Raw genomic sequence first — 17764 nt, 5'->3', positions numbered from 1 at the left:
GGGTCGCACCTCCAATTGTCCGGGTAGGTTCCGGATGAACAACCTACCGAGAGATCACACCTAGCCCGCCGTCTGCGGGATACGCTGGAGGTGCAGGAGTCGACACTGATTCCGGAGGGCGAGCGTCCCTATGTGTTGCTGATCTACGAGGACCGCGAGATGGGAGAGCAATCGGCACCGCACTGAGGCCGCTCGAGTACCCGCTCACTCGACGCTGGGCCCGACCCACAGGAAGGGATTGTGGGCGACTTCCCAGAGGTGGCCATCGGGGTCGGCGAAGTAACCGGAATACCCGCCCCAGAACACCCTCTGCCCGGGCTTGACCAGCCGTGCACCGGCCTGCACGGCCAGCGCCAGCACCTCGTCCACCTCGGCCTCACTGGCGACATTGTGCGCCAGGGCGACCCCGGCGAAGCCACCGCCCTCGGCGGCCACGCCGGCATCCTCGGCCAGCGCCTCGCGGCCATAGAGACCCAGCCAGGTCCCGTTCAGGGGAAAGAACGCCACCTCGGGAGGCGACTCGAGTCGCGGCCAGCCAAGCCCCTGCTCGTAGAAGCGCACGGCCCGCGCCAGGTCGGCGACGCCCAGGGTGATCATGCTGATGCGTGGTTGCATGGAACGCACTCCGGTGGTTTCCCCCAGTGTAGTGCCGCGCCAGCGATCGTCGCCGACCCCTGACGATGAGCGTCGCGGCAGGCCGCCTGGCGGGTATGGGGGTGGGAACCGGCCCCTCGGCGGCCGGTCCATGGGCCAGAGGCTATGCTGCAACAAAGACCTTCCACGCTCCCACCGAGGAGGAGGACGCGATGCTCGAACTGCTGCCCCCGGGGGCCGACCATGTGGTGGCGATGCGGGTCAGCGGTCGCGTCACCGCCGCCGACCTGCAGCCGGCCATCGATGCCATCGAGGCCGTCAAGAAGCGCCACCCTCGCATCAGTCTCTACACCGAGCTCGACGAGATGCGCTGGATGACGTTCACCGCCTTCCTGCGCGACCTGGGCTATGCCCTCACCCAGGTCGGCGACCTGGATCGCTACTATCGAGCCGCGGTGCTCAGCGACAAGCGTTGGGTGCGTCACCTGACGCGACTCGAGAACCGCCTGTTCAAGACCATGGAGATCCGCACCTTCCCGACGCGCGAGAAGGCGACCGCCATGGAATGGGTCCGGCACCTACCCGAGGTGCCGTCGGCCGCCATGGCCTGAGTCCTTTGAGATACAGGGCTCAGGCCATGGTCACCGGCCAGGACAACCAACCATCCAAAAATTGGGGTCCGATCAGTGGCGTGGGGCCGCTGGACACGACGCCGCTTGCGGCAGCCGGTGGGGAGGAGAAGGCAATCGGAATCGCGGTGGATGGCGTTGCGATGACACCGAGTCCCCGGCCGGATCCCTGACCGGAGGCTCGGTGAATGATGCCCTGCGCAGACCGAACCCAGATCCATCGGTACGCTAGGGGACTGGCACCACCTCCTGAAGCCTGATGCAAGAGGCCGCTCCCCGCTGAACGCGATCGCCGCGCCCCTGCGTAGGAGATCGGCGATGGCTCGCGTCAGCGATCACCGCCAAGCGCCTGCTACGTCTTCCTCGCCTGGTAGCCATTCCGCCTGCCCTCCTGCAGTCCGGCGTTCACGCCAGGCCTTTCCCGCCGCAGTGGCCCGGTGGAAAAGCATCTGCTCAGGCGTACAGCCGGAATACGGGATCTCTTACATCGACCGTCGGCCCCATGCGGCATGCTGATGGGCAAGAGAAGGAGACCTCGCACATGCAAGAGATCGAGCTGATGTCGGATCCCGCGGGCGGCTGGATGGCGATGTGCCCCTGCGGTGCCACGGAGATCAGGGCCCATGAAGGCCCCGTCTGGGCGGCCTTCGACCTGCGCCACCTGGAAGGCAACCGTTACTGCATCACCTGCCGGGACTGCGGCCACGCCACCGAGCACTTTACCCATCAGGACGCCACCGGGTTGACCAGCGCGGCGTCGTCCTGAGTGGGCCTGTTCACGCGCGTACTCTCCGGCCGATGGGTGAACTGCTCGGCGGCCAGGTGATGCCCGCCGGTGGAGCGTCTCGCGGCCGGGCAGCCAGGGATCGAGCCAAGGCGCCAGGCTCTCGGCGTCCAGGCCCAGCGGCATGCGTGGGGATTGCCCAGGCCACGCCGCATGCCGACACGCTGAGGCAGCACATCCGGCCAGCATCTGGCCGGCTCTGGAAGTCAGTCTATTTCTGCCCATCGATCTGATGCGCGAACTCGGAGAGCGGCCCTCGGAGAGCGCAGTGACGCGGCCACGCCTCGCTGGCTCGGACTTGATCGTGATCAAGGGTTTGGCTGCGGGGGCACCTATGCTGAGAGTATCCCTTCTAGCTCGGGAGCCCGGCATGCGCGACAAGGCGATTCCCCTCCTCCTGGCCGGCGGCCTGGTGGGCCTGGGCCTGGCCTGGGTCACCCAGGGAAGCGGCGTGATCCACGACGACCCGGCCCGCAACCTCTATATCCCCGACCAGCTGACCATGCCGCTGCAGGTCAAGGTGGCCCATGACGAGGAACGCATCTGGTTCCGCTATCGCTGGGCCACCGAGCGGCCGCATGTCTTTCACGACATGCTGCGCTACACGGATGGTGAGTGGGTCCGCCATGGTGCCTCCCCCGTCGGGCCCCAGCCGCAAGGCACCTACGAGGACAGGGTGACCATGCTGGTCGACGACGGCTCCGTGCCCGACTTCGGACGTTATGGCGGCTACATCACCGTGGGCGATCGCATGCGCTTCTTCAGCGACGAGGCCACTGCCGAGGCCGTGACCGCCCACCCTTACCTGGGTGAGTCCCTCGGCCAGACCGAGGTGCGCAAGCACCTGCCCGAGACGCGACGCGACGCCGCCCAGTGGGACAGCGTCGTCGACGAGCCGCAGCTGGCCGCACAGCAGGCGAGCGGCTACTTCCTCGATCTCTGGCACTGGCGGGCGGGCCGTTCCAATGCGGTGGGCATGTCGGACGACCAATGGGTCGGTGAGCATCGTCACAGCGACGCCGGCAGGGGGCCCTACACGACCAATTGGGACGCCGAGAACGCCCGCCCCCAGTGGATGTTCGACCCCGAGGCCACCGGCCGTCATGCCCTGAGCTGGGAGGATGTCACCGCCGAGCGCGTCGACTTCGACGACCTCTACTACCTCGCCGAGTCCTTCGCCGTGCCCTTCGATCCCGACCACGACTGGCAGGAGGGCGACGTCATCCCTCGCCGGCTGCTGCGTGAGGGCGAGGGCTCCCGTGGTGACATCCGGGTCGCCGGCGACGCGCGCTGGGCAGACGGCTACTGGGACGTAACGCTGGTCCGCGACCTCGACACCGGGCAGCCGGACGACAAGGCCTTCGCCCCGCAGGGGCGCTATGACCTGGCCTTCGCCGTGCACCGCAACGCCACCGGCAGCCGCTGGCACTACGTATCGCTCCCCTACTCCCTGGGCCTGGGACGCGAGGCCGACATCGTGGCCTCACGGGCGACGGAGGGCACGCCGGACTGGTCCCAGCCGTGGTTCGACCTGATGCTCTACTACCCGGGCCAGGTCGACTGGCCGCTGCTGATCGGCGAGGCCCATGCCGGGGCCGAGGACATCGCGGCGGGGCTCCCGGTGCGAGCCCATCACCACGAGCGCCAGTTGGCCCACTATGGAGTGGAGATGGAGTTCCAGGACGCCATCCGGCGCCAGTGGGCCCTGACCCTGATCGCCGGCCTGCTGCTGCTGGCCGGCCTGTTCATCGGCCTGCTGCCCGCCTTCAGGCGCCGTCATCCGGGAGGCACACCATGACCGGCATGCACCATATGCTCGCCCACTTTCCCGTCGCCTTCTGGGCGCTGGCCAGCCTGATGATCCTGGTCGGCGTGCTGGCCAGGGGACGTCTCGCCGAACTCTGCCAGGCCGCCCTCCTGCCGGTGCTGATCCTCGGTGCCCTGGGGGCACTCGCCACCATGCTCAGCGGCTATGGCGTCTGGTCCTTCCAGGCTCTCGTGCACAGCCCGTTGACGCGCAACCACCTGCTGATGGCCTTCTGGTCCCTGGCGGTCTATCTCATGCTGCCCGTGCTGGTATGGGTCGGGGGCCGTGACGCCTTCAGCGGCCTGCGCGGTCTGGCACTGGTGGTGCTGGGACTGCTGGGGGCCTGGCTGTTCGCGCTGACCGGCACCCTGGGCGGTCACCTGGCCGGGGCCCCCACCTTCTTCTCCGCCCTGCCCCGCCTGCTGGGCTGGGAGCTCTATACCACCTTCTATGCGCCGACATGGGTGATCGGGGTAATGGTACTGCTGGCGCTGGCCGGCGCCGTGCTGGGATTTCGTCGAATGAAGCGGCAACGCGGCTAGGACACCCATCGACCCGAGGGGCGAGCTGATCGCGTGCTCCATCGCCCGCTACGACCGAGGGGATGGTGGGGCGTACACCCCGTTGGACAGCACCGGCATGGCGCCGATCAAGGTCGAGGGCTATCCGCCCCTTCGCGCTCCCCCTTCGCTTGACCCTTGGGTGACACAAGGGGTTTAGGCTTTCTACGCCTTGGCGGCCGGCACCCCGGTGCCGCTCTCGGGACGCCCCCTGCTCGGGACTCTCCATCGGGACAGGCCAGGAGCACGACATGCAGGGACGTGATGGAGACGATTCAATGACACAACAGCCGCAAGATCATTGCCACAAGCCTGATCCGCGAGGTGCGCCGAGTCAGGACGCTCGGTCATCGGCTCGGGCCGATGCACCGAAGACCGGCGCCCGACACACCTGCCCCATGCATCCCGAAGTGGTGTCCGACCGACCGGGGGACTGCCCCAGGTGCGGCATGGCCCTGGAACCCACCGCCCCCCCGGCGCCGGCGACCCGGACCGAGTGGACCTGCCCGATGCACCCGGAGATCGTCCGCGACGCTCCCGGCGAGTGTCCCAAGTGCGGCATGGCCCTGGAGCCGCGGCAGGTCACTGCCGAGGAGGAGCGCAATCCCGAGCTCGTCGACATGACCCGGCGATTCTGGATCGCGGTGGCTTTCAGTGTGCCGGTGGTCATCCTGGCCATGGGCGGCATGCTTCCCGGCGTGAACATGGATGCCCTGGTGCCCCACGGCGTTCGCATCTGGCTCGAGCTCGCCCTGGCGTCCCCGGTGGTGCTGTGGAGCGGCTGGCCCTTCTTCGTGCGTGGCTACCGCTCGCTGAAAGGCTGGAACCTCAACATGTTCACCCTGATCAGTCTGGGGGTGGGCGTCGCCTATCTGTACAGCGTAATCGCCACGCTCTTCCCGCCGCTCTTCCCCCCCTCCTTCCGCCATGCAAGCGGCCAGGTGGGCGTCTACTTCGAGGCCGCCGCGGTCATCGTCACCCTGGTGCTGGTGGGCCAGGTCATGGAACTGCGCGCGCGCAGCCAGACCAATGCCGCCATCAAGGCGCTGCTGGGCCTGGCGCCCAAGACCGCGCGCCGCCTCGCGGACGACGGCCGCGAGGAGGACGTGCCGCTGGAACAGGTGCAGATCGGCGACCGGTTGCGGGTGCGTCCCGGCGAGAAGGTGCCGGTGGACGGTGTCGTCGTCGAGGGCACCTCCTCGGTGGACGAATCGATGATCACCGGCGAACCCATCCCCGTCGAGAAGGCCCAGGGCGAGCAGGTCATCGGGGCCACCGTCAATGGCACCGGCTCGCTGGTGATCGAGGCCCAGCGGGTGGGCAGCGATACCCTGCTCGCGCAGATCGTGCAGATGGTTGCCGAGGCCAGCCGCAGCCGGGCGCCGATCCAGAACCTGGTGGACGTGGTGGCCGGCGTCTTCGTGCCTGCTGTCGTGCTGGCAGCGGTCATCACCTTTATCGTCTGGGGGATCTGGGGCCCCGAGCCGGCGATGGCTTATGCGCTGATCAACGCCGTGGCGGTGCTGATCATCGCCTGTCCCTGCGCCCTGGGCCTGGCCACGCCCATGTCGATCATGGTGGCCAGCGGCAAGGGGGCCTCGCTGGGGGTGCTGTTCAAGAACGCCGAGGCCATCCAGACGCTGCGCCGGGTCGACACCCTGATCGTCGACAAGACCGGCACCCTCACCGAGGGCCGCCCGCGGCTGCAGGACGTGGTGGCCGCCGAGGGTTTCGAGGAGGACCAGGTGCTGAGCCTGGCCGCGACCCTGGAACGCGGCAGCGAGCATCCCCTGGCGGCGGCCATCGTTCAGGGCGCCGAGGAGCGCGGCGTCTCGCTCGAGCGCTACACCGACTTCGCCTCGGTCACCGGCAAGGGCGTCAAGGGTCGCGTCGGCGAGCAGGCGGTGGCGCTGGGCAATCGCGCCCTGATGGCGGCCGAGGGCATCGAGGCCACGGCACTGGCCGAGTGCGCCGAGAGCCTGCGCGCCGAGGGCAAGACCGCCATGTTCGTGGCCGTCGACGGCCGGCCCGCCGGGCTCGTCGCGGTGGCGGATCCGGTCAAGGCAACCACCCCCGAGGCGATTCGCAGCCTGCACGAGGACGGCCTTCGTATCGTGATGCTCACCGGCGACAGCCAGACCACCGCCCGGGCGGTCGCCAGGCGACTGGGCATCGACGAGGTCATCGCCGAGGTGCTGCCGGAGCAGAAGGCGGACAAGGTCAAGGCGCTGCAGGCCGAGGGCCGCTTCGTCGCCATGGCCGGCGACGGCATCAACGATGCTCCGGCCCTGGCCCAGGCCCAGGTCGGCATCGCCATGGGCACCGGCACCGATGTGGCCATGGAGAGCGCCGGAGTGACCCTGGTCAAGGGTGACCTGCGCGGCATCCTGCGCGCCCGCCGGCTCAGCCGCGCCACCATGCGCAACATCAAGCAGAACCTGGTCTTCGCCTTCGGCTACAACAGCCTCGGCGTGCCGATCGCCGCCGGCATGCTCTACCCGGCCTTCGGGGTGCTGCTGTCGCCGATCATCGCCGCCGCGGCCATGTCGTTCAGCTCGGTCTCGGTGGTCGGCAATGCCCTGCGGCTGCGCCGGGTGAGGATCTGACCATGCATGACACAAAGCGTTGGCGGGACCGAGCCGAGCAAGGGACACCGTCTCATCATCAACCATGCCATCGCATCCGGGTAAACTGGCCCGTGGAAACGCTCTCCTCCATCGGCCCGATCGGCGCCCTCTTCGACGGGCTGCTGTCGTTCTTCTCACCCTGCCCCTTCTGCCCGCCTATCTGTCGGTCCTCCGCTACGCCGCCCTGCATGCCAACACGCCACCCTCACTCGACGGGTGGGCGACACCATCGTCAGTCAGACTTGGCGGATGGACGCCGGCTCTCGCCCTATCGAGGCGTTTCCTCGGCGTACCCTAGGTGTGATCGAGAGGCTCTCGGACAACAAGGACGACAGGTGGGCCTTTCGCCAGACATGCCGCAGATTCCCCGGATACCAGTTGCGATGGATGCCCCCGACGCCCCTGACACGACACTCACCCGACCACCTCGTCGACCAGACCGATCCAGTTGTGGAGCGCCGGCGAGTCATTGGCCGATCGCCACGCCATCCACAGCGGCATGTCGCAGCGGTCGAGCTCCGGGAGACGCAGGAAACGGATGCCGGGCATGGGGTGGGCGCTGCTGGCCGAGGGCACGATGGCGATCCCGAGGCCCGCCGCCACCATGCTCAGGATGGTGATGTTATCTGCCCCGTACTGGACGACGCGGGGGGAAAAGCCCAGACGCTGGAAGTGCGCCAGCATGCGATCGTAGTAAACCGGGGAGGCACTGCGAAATCCCCAGACGAAGTCTGCATCCTTCAGCTCGTTCAGGCTTGACGGCGGCATCGACGCCCATGGCGAGCGCTCGGGTACCGCCAGGATGAGGTGATCATGCTGCAGCGGACGCATGTCCAACCCGGGGTGGTCGGGACCGTCGAGATAGAGGATGCCGGCATCCAGCGAGCCCTCCCGAAGCCGCTCCAGCTGCGGGCCCGAGAGCAGCGGGAACACCTCGAAGGCGACGCCTGGGTAGCGGGTCCGGTACTGGCCCATCAGTTGGGCGACCTCGGGTACCCAGAGATGGGTCACGGTGATCCCGAGACTCAGCTTTCCGCTCAGGCCGCTGCCCAGCGCCGTGAGCCGCGCCTTGATCTGCGCCCGATCATCGAGCAGCTGGATGGCCTCGTCGTGAAGCGCGCGACCGGCCACCGTGAGCCGGACGCCTCGGGCATGGCGCTCGAACAACCGGGTGCCCACGTCCTCTTCCAGCAGCCGCATCTGGCGCGTGAGCGCCGGCTGGGCGACGTGGACCCGTCGGCTCGCCGCGGAAATGGAGCCGGTCTCCACGACCGCCACGAAGTACTCCAGCTGTCGAAATTCCATGATGGCAGCGACGTCCCCTCCCGAACCCTGGTTCGACCAGTATCGTCGATGGCACACACATAGTCATGCCTAGAATGTATGGCTCATATCCAAAACCCATATTTTTGGTATCGAAAGACCTGTTCCATAGTGAGACGACAATCCATAACAAGACTCGCCATGGCGAGCTGGACGATCCACATGAACAAGACCTATCACCTGCTGACGGGGCTGCACTTTGCGCTGTGCACCCTGGCCATGATCTGGCCCGGCGCCCTGATCGCCAACCGCATCGAGCCCACCGTGCTGGGCCTGCCCTTCCTGTTCTTCTGGTACGCCCTGTGGATGCTGGTGCTCTTCGCCGGCATGTGGGTCGCCTTCGTCGTCCGTCACGGAGGTGACCGCCATGAGTGATTCCGTGATCATCATCGGCATCACGCTCGTCTACCTGGTGATGGTGCTGGTGGTGGGCCTGCGTGCCCGTGGCCAGTCGAGTTCCAGCCTGGAAGGTTATGTGGCCGGCGGCCGCCACGTGGGCGTGGTAATCCTGTTCTTTATCCTTGGCGCCGAGATCTTCTCCGCCTTCGCCTTCCTCGGCACCCCCGGCTGGGCCTATAAACACGGCGCGCCGGCATTCTATATCCTCGCCTACCTGTCGCTGGTGCCGATCACCATCTGGGCGCTGGGCCCGCGAGTGGCCAAGCTGGGCCGCGAGCGGGGCTACCTCACCCAGGGCGACATGATCGCCGACCACTACCGGAGCAAGCCGCTGGGCATGCTGGCCGGCATCATCGGCGTGGTGGCCTTGGTGCCCTACCTGACCATCCAGATCGCCGGCGCCGGCCTGCTGTTCCAGGCGGCGACCGACGGCATGGTGCCGTTCTGGCTGGGCGGCCTGCTGGCCTTCGTGGTGGTGGCGACCTACGTGTTCTGCAGCGGCCTGAGCGGTATCGGCTGGACCAACCTGGTACAGGGCGTGATGATGATCGCCATCGCCTGGTTCCTGGGGCTCGCCATCTCCGAGCGCCTCTATGGCGGCGTGGGCGAGATGTTCGCCCAGCTCCAGCAGCAGGCGCCCGAGTATCTGACCATGCCCGGGGCCACCGGCATGGGCTGGGGCTACTTCAGTACCGCGGTGCTGGTCAGTGCCTTTGGCGGCGCCATGTGGCCGCACCTGTTCATGAAGTTCTATTCGGCTGACAGCGGCAGGACCCTGCGCAAGGTCAGTGTCTTCTATCCGCTCTATGCCTATCTGCTGGTACCGCTGCTGTTCATCGGCTTCGCCGGCATCCTGGCCTTCGCCGACGCGCCGCTGGAACGGGCCGACACCGTGCTGCTGACGATGGTGATGGAGGTGGCCAACTTCTCGCCCTGGGTGATCGGCCTGATGCTCTCCGGCGCCCTGGCGGCGGCCATGTCCACCGGGGCCAACCTGGCCCACACCGCGGCCATCGTACTGGTGCGCGATGTGATGGGCCCCACCGTGATGAAGGACGCCAGCGAAACGACCACGGTGAGCGTCACGCGCTGGAGCGTGCTGGGCCTGTCGCTGGCGGCTTACCTGATCGCGCTGCTCAACCCTGGTTCGCTGGTGATGATCCTGCTGACCGCCTACGGGGTGATCATACAACTGTTCCCGATGGTCATCGGCGCGCTGTTCATGCCGCAGTTGCGCCGCACCAGCGTCATGCTCGGCGCGCTGCTCGGCAGCCTGGCCTTCCTGCTGATGGAGTTCATGTGGAGCTCACCGCTGGACTGGCATGCCGGCGTCTGGGCGATGCTGCTCAACGTCATCGTCGTGGCCGCCTGCCAGCGTGTCCGTCGCGCCACGCAGGACAGCGAGCCCCAGACCCGCAACAGCCACTAATCTCCCGGAGACCACGATGACGACGCACACCGACATGCCGGATCTCAAGGGCGCCATCGGCGCCCAGGTGGAGGCGACCCTCGAGGAGGTTCAGGCGCTGTACCGCCAGATTCACCAGCATCCCGAGCTGCCCTTCGAGGAGCATGAAACCAGCGCCCGCCTCGCCGAGGCCCTGGAGGCGCTCGGCTATGAGGTGACCCGCGGCGTGGGCGGCACCGGCGTGGTTGCCCTGCTGCGCAACGGCGACGGCCCCACGGTGATGCTGCGCGGCGACATGGACGCCCTGCCGATCAAGGAGGACACCGGACTGGACTACGCCAGCACGCGGACCGCGGAGACCGAGAGCGGGACGGTGCCGCTGATGCATGCCTGTGGCCATGACCTGCACAGCAGCTGCGTAGTGGGGGCCGCCGCCGTGATGGCCGGGCTCAAGGCGAGCTGGCAGGGGACCCTGATGCTGATCTGCCAGCCCGCCGAGGAAATCTTCGGCGGCGCCAAGGCCATGCTCGAGGACGGCCTCTACACTCGTTTCGCTCGGCCGGATGTGATCCTTGGCCAGCACAACATGCCGGCACTCGCCGGCACCGTCGGCCATATTGCCGGCAGCGCCATGGCCGCGTGCACCAACCTGGCCGTCACCATCCACGGTGCCGGCGGCCACGGCTCCATGCCCGCCCAGGCCGTGGACCCGGTGGTGATCGCCGCCCATGTGGTTACACGCCTGCAGACCATCGTCGCCCGCGAGGTCCCGCCGGAGCAGACGGTGGTCGTGACCGTCGGCAAGCTGCACGCCGGCACCCAGGCCAACATCATTCCCCACTCCGCCGAGCTCGAGATCAATATCCGCAGCTTCGACAACGATATTCATCGGCAGGTGGTGGACGCGATCGAGCGCATCGTGCGCGCCGAGTGCGAGGCAGGCCGTTCGCCGAGGCCACCGGAATTCCACGTGCTCAACGAAACCCTCGCCCTGCACAACGACCCCGCGGCGGTGGCGCGGATCCGCCAGGCCCACGGCGAACACTTCGGCGTGGCCCATCTCTTCGACATGCCCCGCCTGAATGGCAGCGAGGACTTCCCCTTCTTCGGCAACGCCGAGGCGGGGGGCTTCGATGGCGAGGATATTTCCTGTGTCTACTGGTTCATCGGCGCCACCCCCGAGGAGCGCTGGGAGGACACCCCCGGCCAGAGCGTAGCGGAGAAGATGCGCCACCTGGAGATGCCGCACTCGCCCTATTACTTCCCGGGCAATTCCGTGACCCTGCGCACCGGCATCGAGGCCATGGCAACCGGAGCGCTCGCCTACCTGACCCGATAATCCCCGATCCTTCACCCTCAACTGCGGTCCTGCCCCCGGCAGGACCGCCAGCCCCCGAGCCACGGCGACACCATGCCAATCCGGCACGCGCAGGCCATGGCGCAACGGAGCCGTCTATGCCCGCCATGAGCGCCCCCAACGCCACGCCCTCGTCTCCGGCAAGGGGGCGATGTCATCGGCACCTCACTGATTTCCAAAGGCATTTAACGCCCCAATGAGACCATTTGGACTAGTAATTTGCCCCTATCATCCAAGCCGTCGATAGTCTCTGTACACCTAGGGGGAATCGCCCACTTGAGCCGATGGAAGCTCATCTTCAGGGCGGGAAACCCGACCGATGACGAGCTGATGCCCAGAGGCATAAAGAAGCACATCGCCCTGATCGGGAGGATTCAACACTGCTATGACATCAACCTTTTCGGCGTAAGACTGCTGGGATTTTAATTCACCTACGACAGCGAGGATATCAACCACACCTGCAGAATGATCAAGATCCTTGAACAGCGTTACAAGGTCACCCTGTTCGAAATTACAGAGCAGAAAATATCGTCAAACGGGGCTGGTGTCAGAGTAAAGATCGGCTCCCTCTCAACCCTTTAAGTTGCTTGAAAATAGCCAGGAGAACAAGATGCAACTGCCGTCACTCATCGAAATCCCCAACGGCGACAAGGTCGTCCCCACCTTCTCCGATGCCGAGATGCAGCGCCGGCTCGATCGCCTGCGCAGTCACATGGCAGCCGAGGGCGTCGAGGCCGTCGTGCTGACCTCGTATCACAACATCAACTACTTCAGCGACTTCGTCTATTGCAAGTTCGGCCGCGACTATGGCCTGGTGGTGACCCAGGACCATTTCTCTACCGTGACCGCCAACATCGACGGCGGCCAGCCGTATCGTCGCAACCGCCTGGGCAATAACATCGTCTATACCGACTGGCAGAAGGACAACTTCTTCAAGGCCGTCCAGCAGCTCTGCGAGGGCAAGCAGCGCATTGGCGTCGAGTTCGACCACCTGACCCTACAGAACCAGCGCAAGCTGCTCGACGCGCTGGGCAAAGTGGACTTGGTGGACATCGGTGTGCCCACCATGCAGATGCGCATGATCAAGTCGGTCGAGGAGATCGCCCTGATCCGCCAGGGGGCCCGGGTGGCAGACGTGGGCGGTGTCGCGGTGCGTGACGCCATCGCCGCCGGCGTGCCGGAGTACGAGGTTGCCTTGGCCGGTCAGCGCGCCATGGTCCGCGAAATTGCCAAGACCTACCCGAACAGCGAGCTGATGGACACCTGGGTCTGGTTCCAGTCAGGCATCAACACTGACGGCGCCCATAACCCGGTCACCAGCCGCCGGGTGCAGCCCGGCGACATCCTGAGCCTCAACACCTTCCCGATGATCTCGGGCTATTACACCGCGTTGGAGCGTACCCTCTTCTGCGAGCACGCCTCAGACGAGCACCTGCGCCTCTGGGAGGCCAACTGCGAGGTCCACGAGCGTGGCCAGCAGCTGATCAAGCCCGGCGCACGCTGCTGTGACATCGCCCTCGAACTCAACGAGATCTTCGCCAGGCATGACCTGCTCAAGTACCGCACCTTCGGCTATGGTCACTCCTTCGGCACTCTGAGCCACTACTACGGTCGTGAGGCCGGCCTGGAGCTGCGCGAGGACATCGAGACCGTTCTCGAGCCCAACATGGTCGTCTCGATGGAGCCAATGATCATGGTGCCGGAGGGACGCCCGGGTGCCGGCGGCTATCGCGAACACGACATCCTGGTAGTGAATGAGCACGGGGCCGAGAATATCACCGGCTTCCCGTATGGGCCTGAGCACAACATCATAAGATAACGATAAAAAGGGGGCCTTGGCCCCCTTTTTGCCCATACCAAGAGGAGAATAACAATGATTCTGCATTCGGGGCCTTTCCGAGGCATCAACCCCCTAGTGGCTTCACTAACCCTCGGGATCATAGGGTTGGTGGTGGCGGCGGCAGTGTTTTTTCCACAGGGACTTACGACAGCGACTGATGTCGGAAGAAGCTACATCACCTACTATTTCAACTGGTGGTATGTAGCGCTGGCAGCAGTTTTTCTTTTCTTTCTTATTGGCTTGGCAATAAGCCCTTATGGGAAGTTCAGGTTAGGAAAGGATGATGAAAGGCCGGAGTTCGGGTATTTTGCGTGGTTTGCCATGCTATATGCCGCCGGACAGGGGATCGGCATAATCTTCTGGTCCATTGCCGAGCCCATGATGCATCTTTCTCAGGGTACGCCATTCTCTGATGCTACCAACTCGTCGGAAGCAGCCACTGTCGCGATGCGTCTGGCGTATTTTCATTGGGGGCTCAATGCGTGGGGGATCTACTGTATCGTCGCGCTGTCCCTCGCGCTGATGGCATACCGCTACGGTAAGCCGCTAAGCATTCGGCACACGCTTTACCCGATCCTGGGGAAGAAGGTCAATGGTTGGATTGGCAACCTCATCGATATCATTGCTCTCTTTGCCACCCTCTTTGGTATTGCCACCTCTCTTGGGCTTGGTGTTCAGCAAATTAATTCTGGTCTTAATTTTGTGTGGGATGTTCCGATTTCGGTAAGCGTCCAGATGGTGCTTATTGCAGCCATCACCCTGCTCGCATTGATCTCCGTTCTGACAGGGCTCAAGCGTGGGATAAAGTATCTCTCTGAAGCCAACATGTGGTTAACCTTCATTTTACTCGGCTTCTTCCTGGTGTTCGGCCCGACTCGATATATCATCAACAATTTCCTGGATTCAATCGGTGACTACTTCGTTCACGTGATTCCGTTAAGCTTCTACGCAGGCGCCAATGAGGTGGCGGACAATGGAAGTGGATCCTGGAAAGATGTATGGCAGGGGTGGTGGACCATCTTTTACTGGGGCTGGTGGATGTCCTGGGCACCCTTCGTCGGTGTCTTCGTGGCCAGGGTTTCACGCGGCCGTACTATCCGAGAGTTTATATTCGGTGTGGTCGGAGTTTCCTCAATCCTCTCATTTGTCTGGTTGTCGGCCTATGGTGGCTCTGCCATTTTTGTGGAGCTGTTCGGTGGTGGCGGTATCACGGACATGGTAGCCAACGATGTATCGCTTGCGCTCTATGCAACATTCGAGGCAATCGACTCAGGGATCATAGGACTTATCGCAGGTGTGCTCGGTACCGTGCTGGTCTCGACCTACTTCATTACCTCGTCTGACTCCGGCACCCTCGTGGTAACCACCATCCTCAGCGAAGGCGATCCGCATCCCCTTTCCCGTCACCGGTTGATGTGGGGCATTATCGAAGGGGTCATTGCAGCGGTACTGCTGGTAGCGGGTGGCGCCTGGGCGCTCACGACACTTCAGACGGCTGCCATCCTCGCCTCACTGCCATTCTCGATCATCATGGTGTTGATGGCCTTCTCGGTCTACAAGGCAGTCAGCCAGGAAAAAAAACTTGGCCTTAAGCCGCATCAATCCTCTCGGGGGGCGTGAAAATGAACGTAAAGATTGAAAACCTGGATTGGATGTCATATCGGGAGCTCGTCGAGAACGGCCAGTCCAGGATTCTGATCCCAGTGGGGGCCATCGAACAGCATGGGCCGCATATGTCGCTCAATCCAGACGTGCTGATCCCCCAGCATTTAGCCTGCAAGGTGGCCGAGCGCGCAGGGGGGATGCTCGTAGCGCCACCAATCGCCTACGGCTACAAGTCACAGGTGAAGTCAGGGGGTGGGAATTTCTTCCCGGGCACGACCTGCGTCAGCAGTCACTCACTGGAGGAGTATGTCTATGACATTATGCTGGCCTTTGTCGAGCATGGAAATCGGGATTTCATTCTGATCAATGGGCACTTCGAGAACTCCATGTGCCTCGTCGAGGCGGCAGATCGCGTCGTGAAGCAGGCAAGGCTGTCAGGGAAGGAGGTCAAGGTGATTCTGCTCTCCTACTGGGACTTCATCAGCGAGGCCACCGTCGGCAAAGTCTTTCCCGAGGGTTTCTCGGGCTGGGCCGTCGAGCATGGGGGCGTTCTCGAGACTTCAATAATGCTTAAGATCCACCCCGAGCTGGTAGACATGTCAAGAGCGGTCGATATTCCACCCGCGGAGTTTCCTCCGTATGACATCTTCCCGCCGGATCCCTCCTGGGTTCCCGAATCGGGCACCCTCTCGTCACCGTCGAAGGCAACTGCCGAGAAAGGCGAATGGATTCTCGATGAGTGCATCGAGAAGATTGCCACCACATTCAGTTGAACCGGTAACGGGCACTGCCATCCATGATGGATGGCAGTGTCCTTAAGCCCTAGTCTTTTCACCTTACATGTTAGCCAGGCCCGTGCGTAAGAAGTCGAGAACGTGGCGCGATGCGATATTGAGCTCACGCTCCTTATAATGCAGCCCAATACAGACCCTTTCGAGTTCCGGGAGTCTTCTGGTACTGGAGGCATGCTTCAAGTGATCTGGAACAACAGACTTCGCCATTGCCGTGATCCCGAGCCCCTCCTCCACCGCAGAGAAGATACCCAGCAAACTGGTGCTCGTATACATGAAGCGGTAAGGATGTTGCTGCCCCTGCAGATATTCTTCCATGATAGAGCGGTAGACACATCCCTGAGGATAGGCGATTAGCGATATTGGCTCGTCTTGCTCATCCATGTTCCGGCTTTCCTTGTAGACCCACTCCAGGCTTTCCAGGCGGTAGTCGCGAGTATCCCTGTCCTCATCCTGTTTGACACGCTCCATGGCCAGGGCGATGTCATAATGTCCTTTCTGATAGCGCTGGAGTATGACCTTGCTGATCTCACAGTCGACTTCCACGATGATATTGGGGTAGACACGCGAGAGATTCCTCAGTGCCCTGGGAAGGAACGCCAGCTCGAAATCATTGGGTATGCCGAGCCTGACCTTTCCGGAGATATTGTCTCCCCTGACCTTGGCGATGATCTGGTCATTTATCTCCAGCATCTGTCGAGCGGCTTCATAAAGGAACTCCCCATCCTCGGTCAGTTCCAGGCTAACCCCCCTCAGGAAGATCTTGGTATCGAGGATTTCTTCCAGCTTCTTGACCTGAAGGCTGATGGCCGGCTGCGACCGGCCAAGGAGTTCACCTGCGCTGGTGAAGCCCCCTAGGTCCTTTATCGTGACGAAGGTTCTCAGCAGGTCGGTCGGTATATTTGTCATTGCTCAGGCCATTTCGACAACTGATGTAATCATTGATTATACAAGCTGGAGAGAGCCATGCACGCGAAACACTTTGATGATTCCTGAGCCAGAAACATGCCTCGGCATGTACCAAGAGGAGCACCCGCAGCGAGAAGATGTCTAATGGGTTAAGGGGTGTGGGTCACCCGTTTTCTCAGATGCCACGTGCTGATCCACGCCGGCCTCGTCTAGTTCCGAGGAGAGCTGAAGCTCAAATCCCACCATAGCTCAATGAGGAGGTGACCATGGACGCCTGCAGGCTGTTCACCTGGTGACTACCCGTCATGCGGCGTTGTCGAATCGCGTCTTGGTGCGGCGGTCCCGGCCGACCAACAGCATCGCTATATTCACTCGACCTTATTCGCATATTTGCCCTTCAAATTGGCCATCTTGATCGAGTGTGAATAGATTGCCTCGAGGGGAAAGATCAATAACAAGGAGATATTTCATGCGCCAAACCCAATTCTCAACACTCGACGATCAGCTCGTCGCCGCCATCGCCGACGAGGAGTCGCGCCAGGAAGCCCACATCGAGCTGATCGCCTCGGAGAACTATGCGAGCCCGCAGGTCATGGAAGCCCAGGGGAGCCAGCTGACCAACAAGTACGCCGAGGGCTACCCCGGCAAGCGCTACTACGGCGGCTGCGAGCACGTCGACGTGGTCGAGAAGCTGGCCATCGCGCGCGCCTGTGAGCTGTTCGGTGCCGACTACGCCAACGTCCAGCCCCACTCCGGCGCCCAGGCCAATGCCGCGGCCTTCATGGCCCTGGTCTCGCCGGGCGACACCGTGCTGGGCATGAGCCTGGCCCACGGCGGCCACCTGACCCACGGGGCGGCGCCGAACTTCTCAGGCAAGTACTATCATGCCGTGCAGTATGGCCTGAACCCGGACACCGGCGAGATCGACTACGACGAGGTCGAGCGCCTCGCGCGCAGCCACAAGCCCAAGCTGATCATCGCCGGCTTCTCGGCCTACTCCCGGGTCATCAACTGGCGGCGCTTCCGCGACATCGCCGACGCCGTGGGCGCCTGGCTGATGGTCGACATGGCCCATGTCGCCGGCCTGGTGGCCGCCGGCCACTACCCGAGCCCGCTGCCCCACGCCCATGT

The 17764-nt window shown here is 63.8% G+C and carries 15 protein-coding genes; 12 read left to right on the top strand and 3 right to left on the bottom strand.

Translation table 11 applies throughout. The features are described from left to right. Positions 1-204: 204 nt before the first annotated feature. A complete protein-coding gene (locus QWY76_RS18945) occupies positions 205-615 on the bottom strand; it encodes a VOC family protein (protein ID WP_290313082.1) in 411 nt (136 codons plus the stop codon). A 191-nt stretch (positions 616-806) separates the two neighbouring features. Here QWY76_RS18945 and QWY76_RS18940 point away from each other — a divergent pair, with 191 nt between their 5' ends. From QWY76_RS18940 to QWY76_RS18920, 5 genes are all read left to right on the top strand, one after another. After that, positions 807-1205: a SpoIIAA family protein gene (locus tag QWY76_RS18940; protein ID WP_290313081.1), complete on the top strand. Its 399-nt coding sequence runs from the start codon at positions 807-809 to the stop codon at positions 1203-1205. A gap of 559 nt (positions 1206-1764) precedes the next feature. After that, a complete protein-coding gene (locus QWY76_RS18935; RefSeq protein ID WP_290313080.1) occupies positions 1765-1989 on the top strand; it encodes a hypothetical protein in 225 nt (74 codons plus the stop codon). Between the two features lie 388 nt (positions 1990-2377). Beyond that, entirely contained in the window at positions 2378-3805 is a 1428-nt protein-coding gene (locus tag QWY76_RS18930) for an ethylbenzene dehydrogenase-related protein (protein ID WP_290313079.1), read from the top strand. After that, on the top strand, positions 3802-4356 hold the full coding sequence (locus QWY76_RS18925; protein WP_290313078.1) for a hypothetical protein: 555 nt from the start codon (positions 3802-3804) through the stop codon (positions 4354-4356). The genes QWY76_RS18930 and QWY76_RS18925 overlap by 4 nt, the downstream gene beginning before the upstream one ends. A gap of 269 nt (positions 4357-4625) precedes the next feature. Further along, entirely contained in the window at positions 4626-6980 is a 2355-nt protein-coding gene (locus QWY76_RS18920) for a copper-transporting P-type ATPase (RefSeq protein ID WP_435389005.1), read from the top strand. Between the two features lie 435 nt (positions 6981-7415). On the opposite strand, the gene QWY76_RS18915 is transcribed toward QWY76_RS18920, so the two are convergent. Then, positions 7416-8306, bottom strand: a complete 891-nt coding sequence (locus QWY76_RS18915) for a LysR family transcriptional regulator (RefSeq protein WP_290313077.1) — start codon at positions 8304-8306, stop codon at positions 7416-7418. A 180-nt stretch (positions 8307-8486) separates the two neighbouring features. Between QWY76_RS18915 and QWY76_RS18910 the strand changes: the two genes are divergently transcribed. The 6 genes from QWY76_RS18910 (at position 8487) to QWY76_RS18885 (ending at position 15706) form a co-directional block, all read left to right on the top strand. Beyond that, positions 8487-8699, top strand: coding sequence for a hypothetical protein (locus tag QWY76_RS18910; RefSeq protein WP_290313076.1), 213 nt, complete (start codon positions 8487-8489; stop codon positions 8697-8699). After that, on the top strand, positions 8692-10152 hold the full coding sequence (locus QWY76_RS18905; protein WP_290313075.1) for a sodium:solute symporter family protein: 1461 nt from the start codon (positions 8692-8694) through the stop codon (positions 10150-10152). The genes QWY76_RS18910 and QWY76_RS18905 overlap by 8 nt, the downstream gene beginning before the upstream one ends. Before the next feature lie 16 nt (positions 10153-10168). Further along, positions 10169-11470: an amidohydrolase gene (locus QWY76_RS18900; RefSeq protein WP_290313074.1), complete on the top strand. Its 1302-nt coding sequence runs from the start codon at positions 10169-10171 to the stop codon at positions 11468-11470. Positions 11471-12098: 628 nt separating this feature from the next. Next, a complete protein-coding gene (locus QWY76_RS18895; protein WP_290313073.1) occupies positions 12099-13307 on the top strand; it encodes a M24 family metallopeptidase in 1209 nt (402 codons plus the stop codon). 54 nt (positions 13308-13361) lie between these two features. After that, complete coding sequence (locus QWY76_RS18890; RefSeq protein ID WP_290313072.1) at positions 13362-14948, top strand: BCCT family transporter; 1587 nt, start codon at positions 13362-13364, stop codon at positions 14946-14948. A 2-nt stretch (positions 14949-14950) separates the two neighbouring features. Then, complete coding sequence (locus QWY76_RS18885) at positions 14951-15706, top strand: creatininase (RefSeq protein ID WP_290313071.1); 756 nt, start codon at positions 14951-14953, stop codon at positions 15704-15706. Positions 15707-15769: 63 nt separating this feature from the next. Here the strand turns inward: QWY76_RS18885 and QWY76_RS18880 are convergent, their stop codons facing one another. Then, positions 15770-16633: a LysR family transcriptional regulator gene (locus QWY76_RS18880; protein WP_290313070.1), complete on the bottom strand. Its 864-nt coding sequence runs from the start codon at positions 16631-16633 to the stop codon at positions 15770-15772. Positions 16634-17102: 469 nt separating this feature from the next. Between QWY76_RS18880 and QWY76_RS18875 the strand changes: the two genes are divergently transcribed. Further along, on the top strand, positions 17103-17764 hold a 662-nt coding region (locus QWY76_RS18875), incomplete at its 3' end, for a serine hydroxymethyltransferase (protein ID WP_290313069.1).

Origin of the sequence: Halomonas maura, assembly GCF_030409305.1 — a bacterium.
Classification (GTDB): Bacteria; Pseudomonadota; Gammaproteobacteria; order Pseudomonadales; family Halomonadaceae; genus Halomonas; species Halomonas maura.
This window is presented reverse-complemented; position numbering and strand designations above follow the sequence as displayed.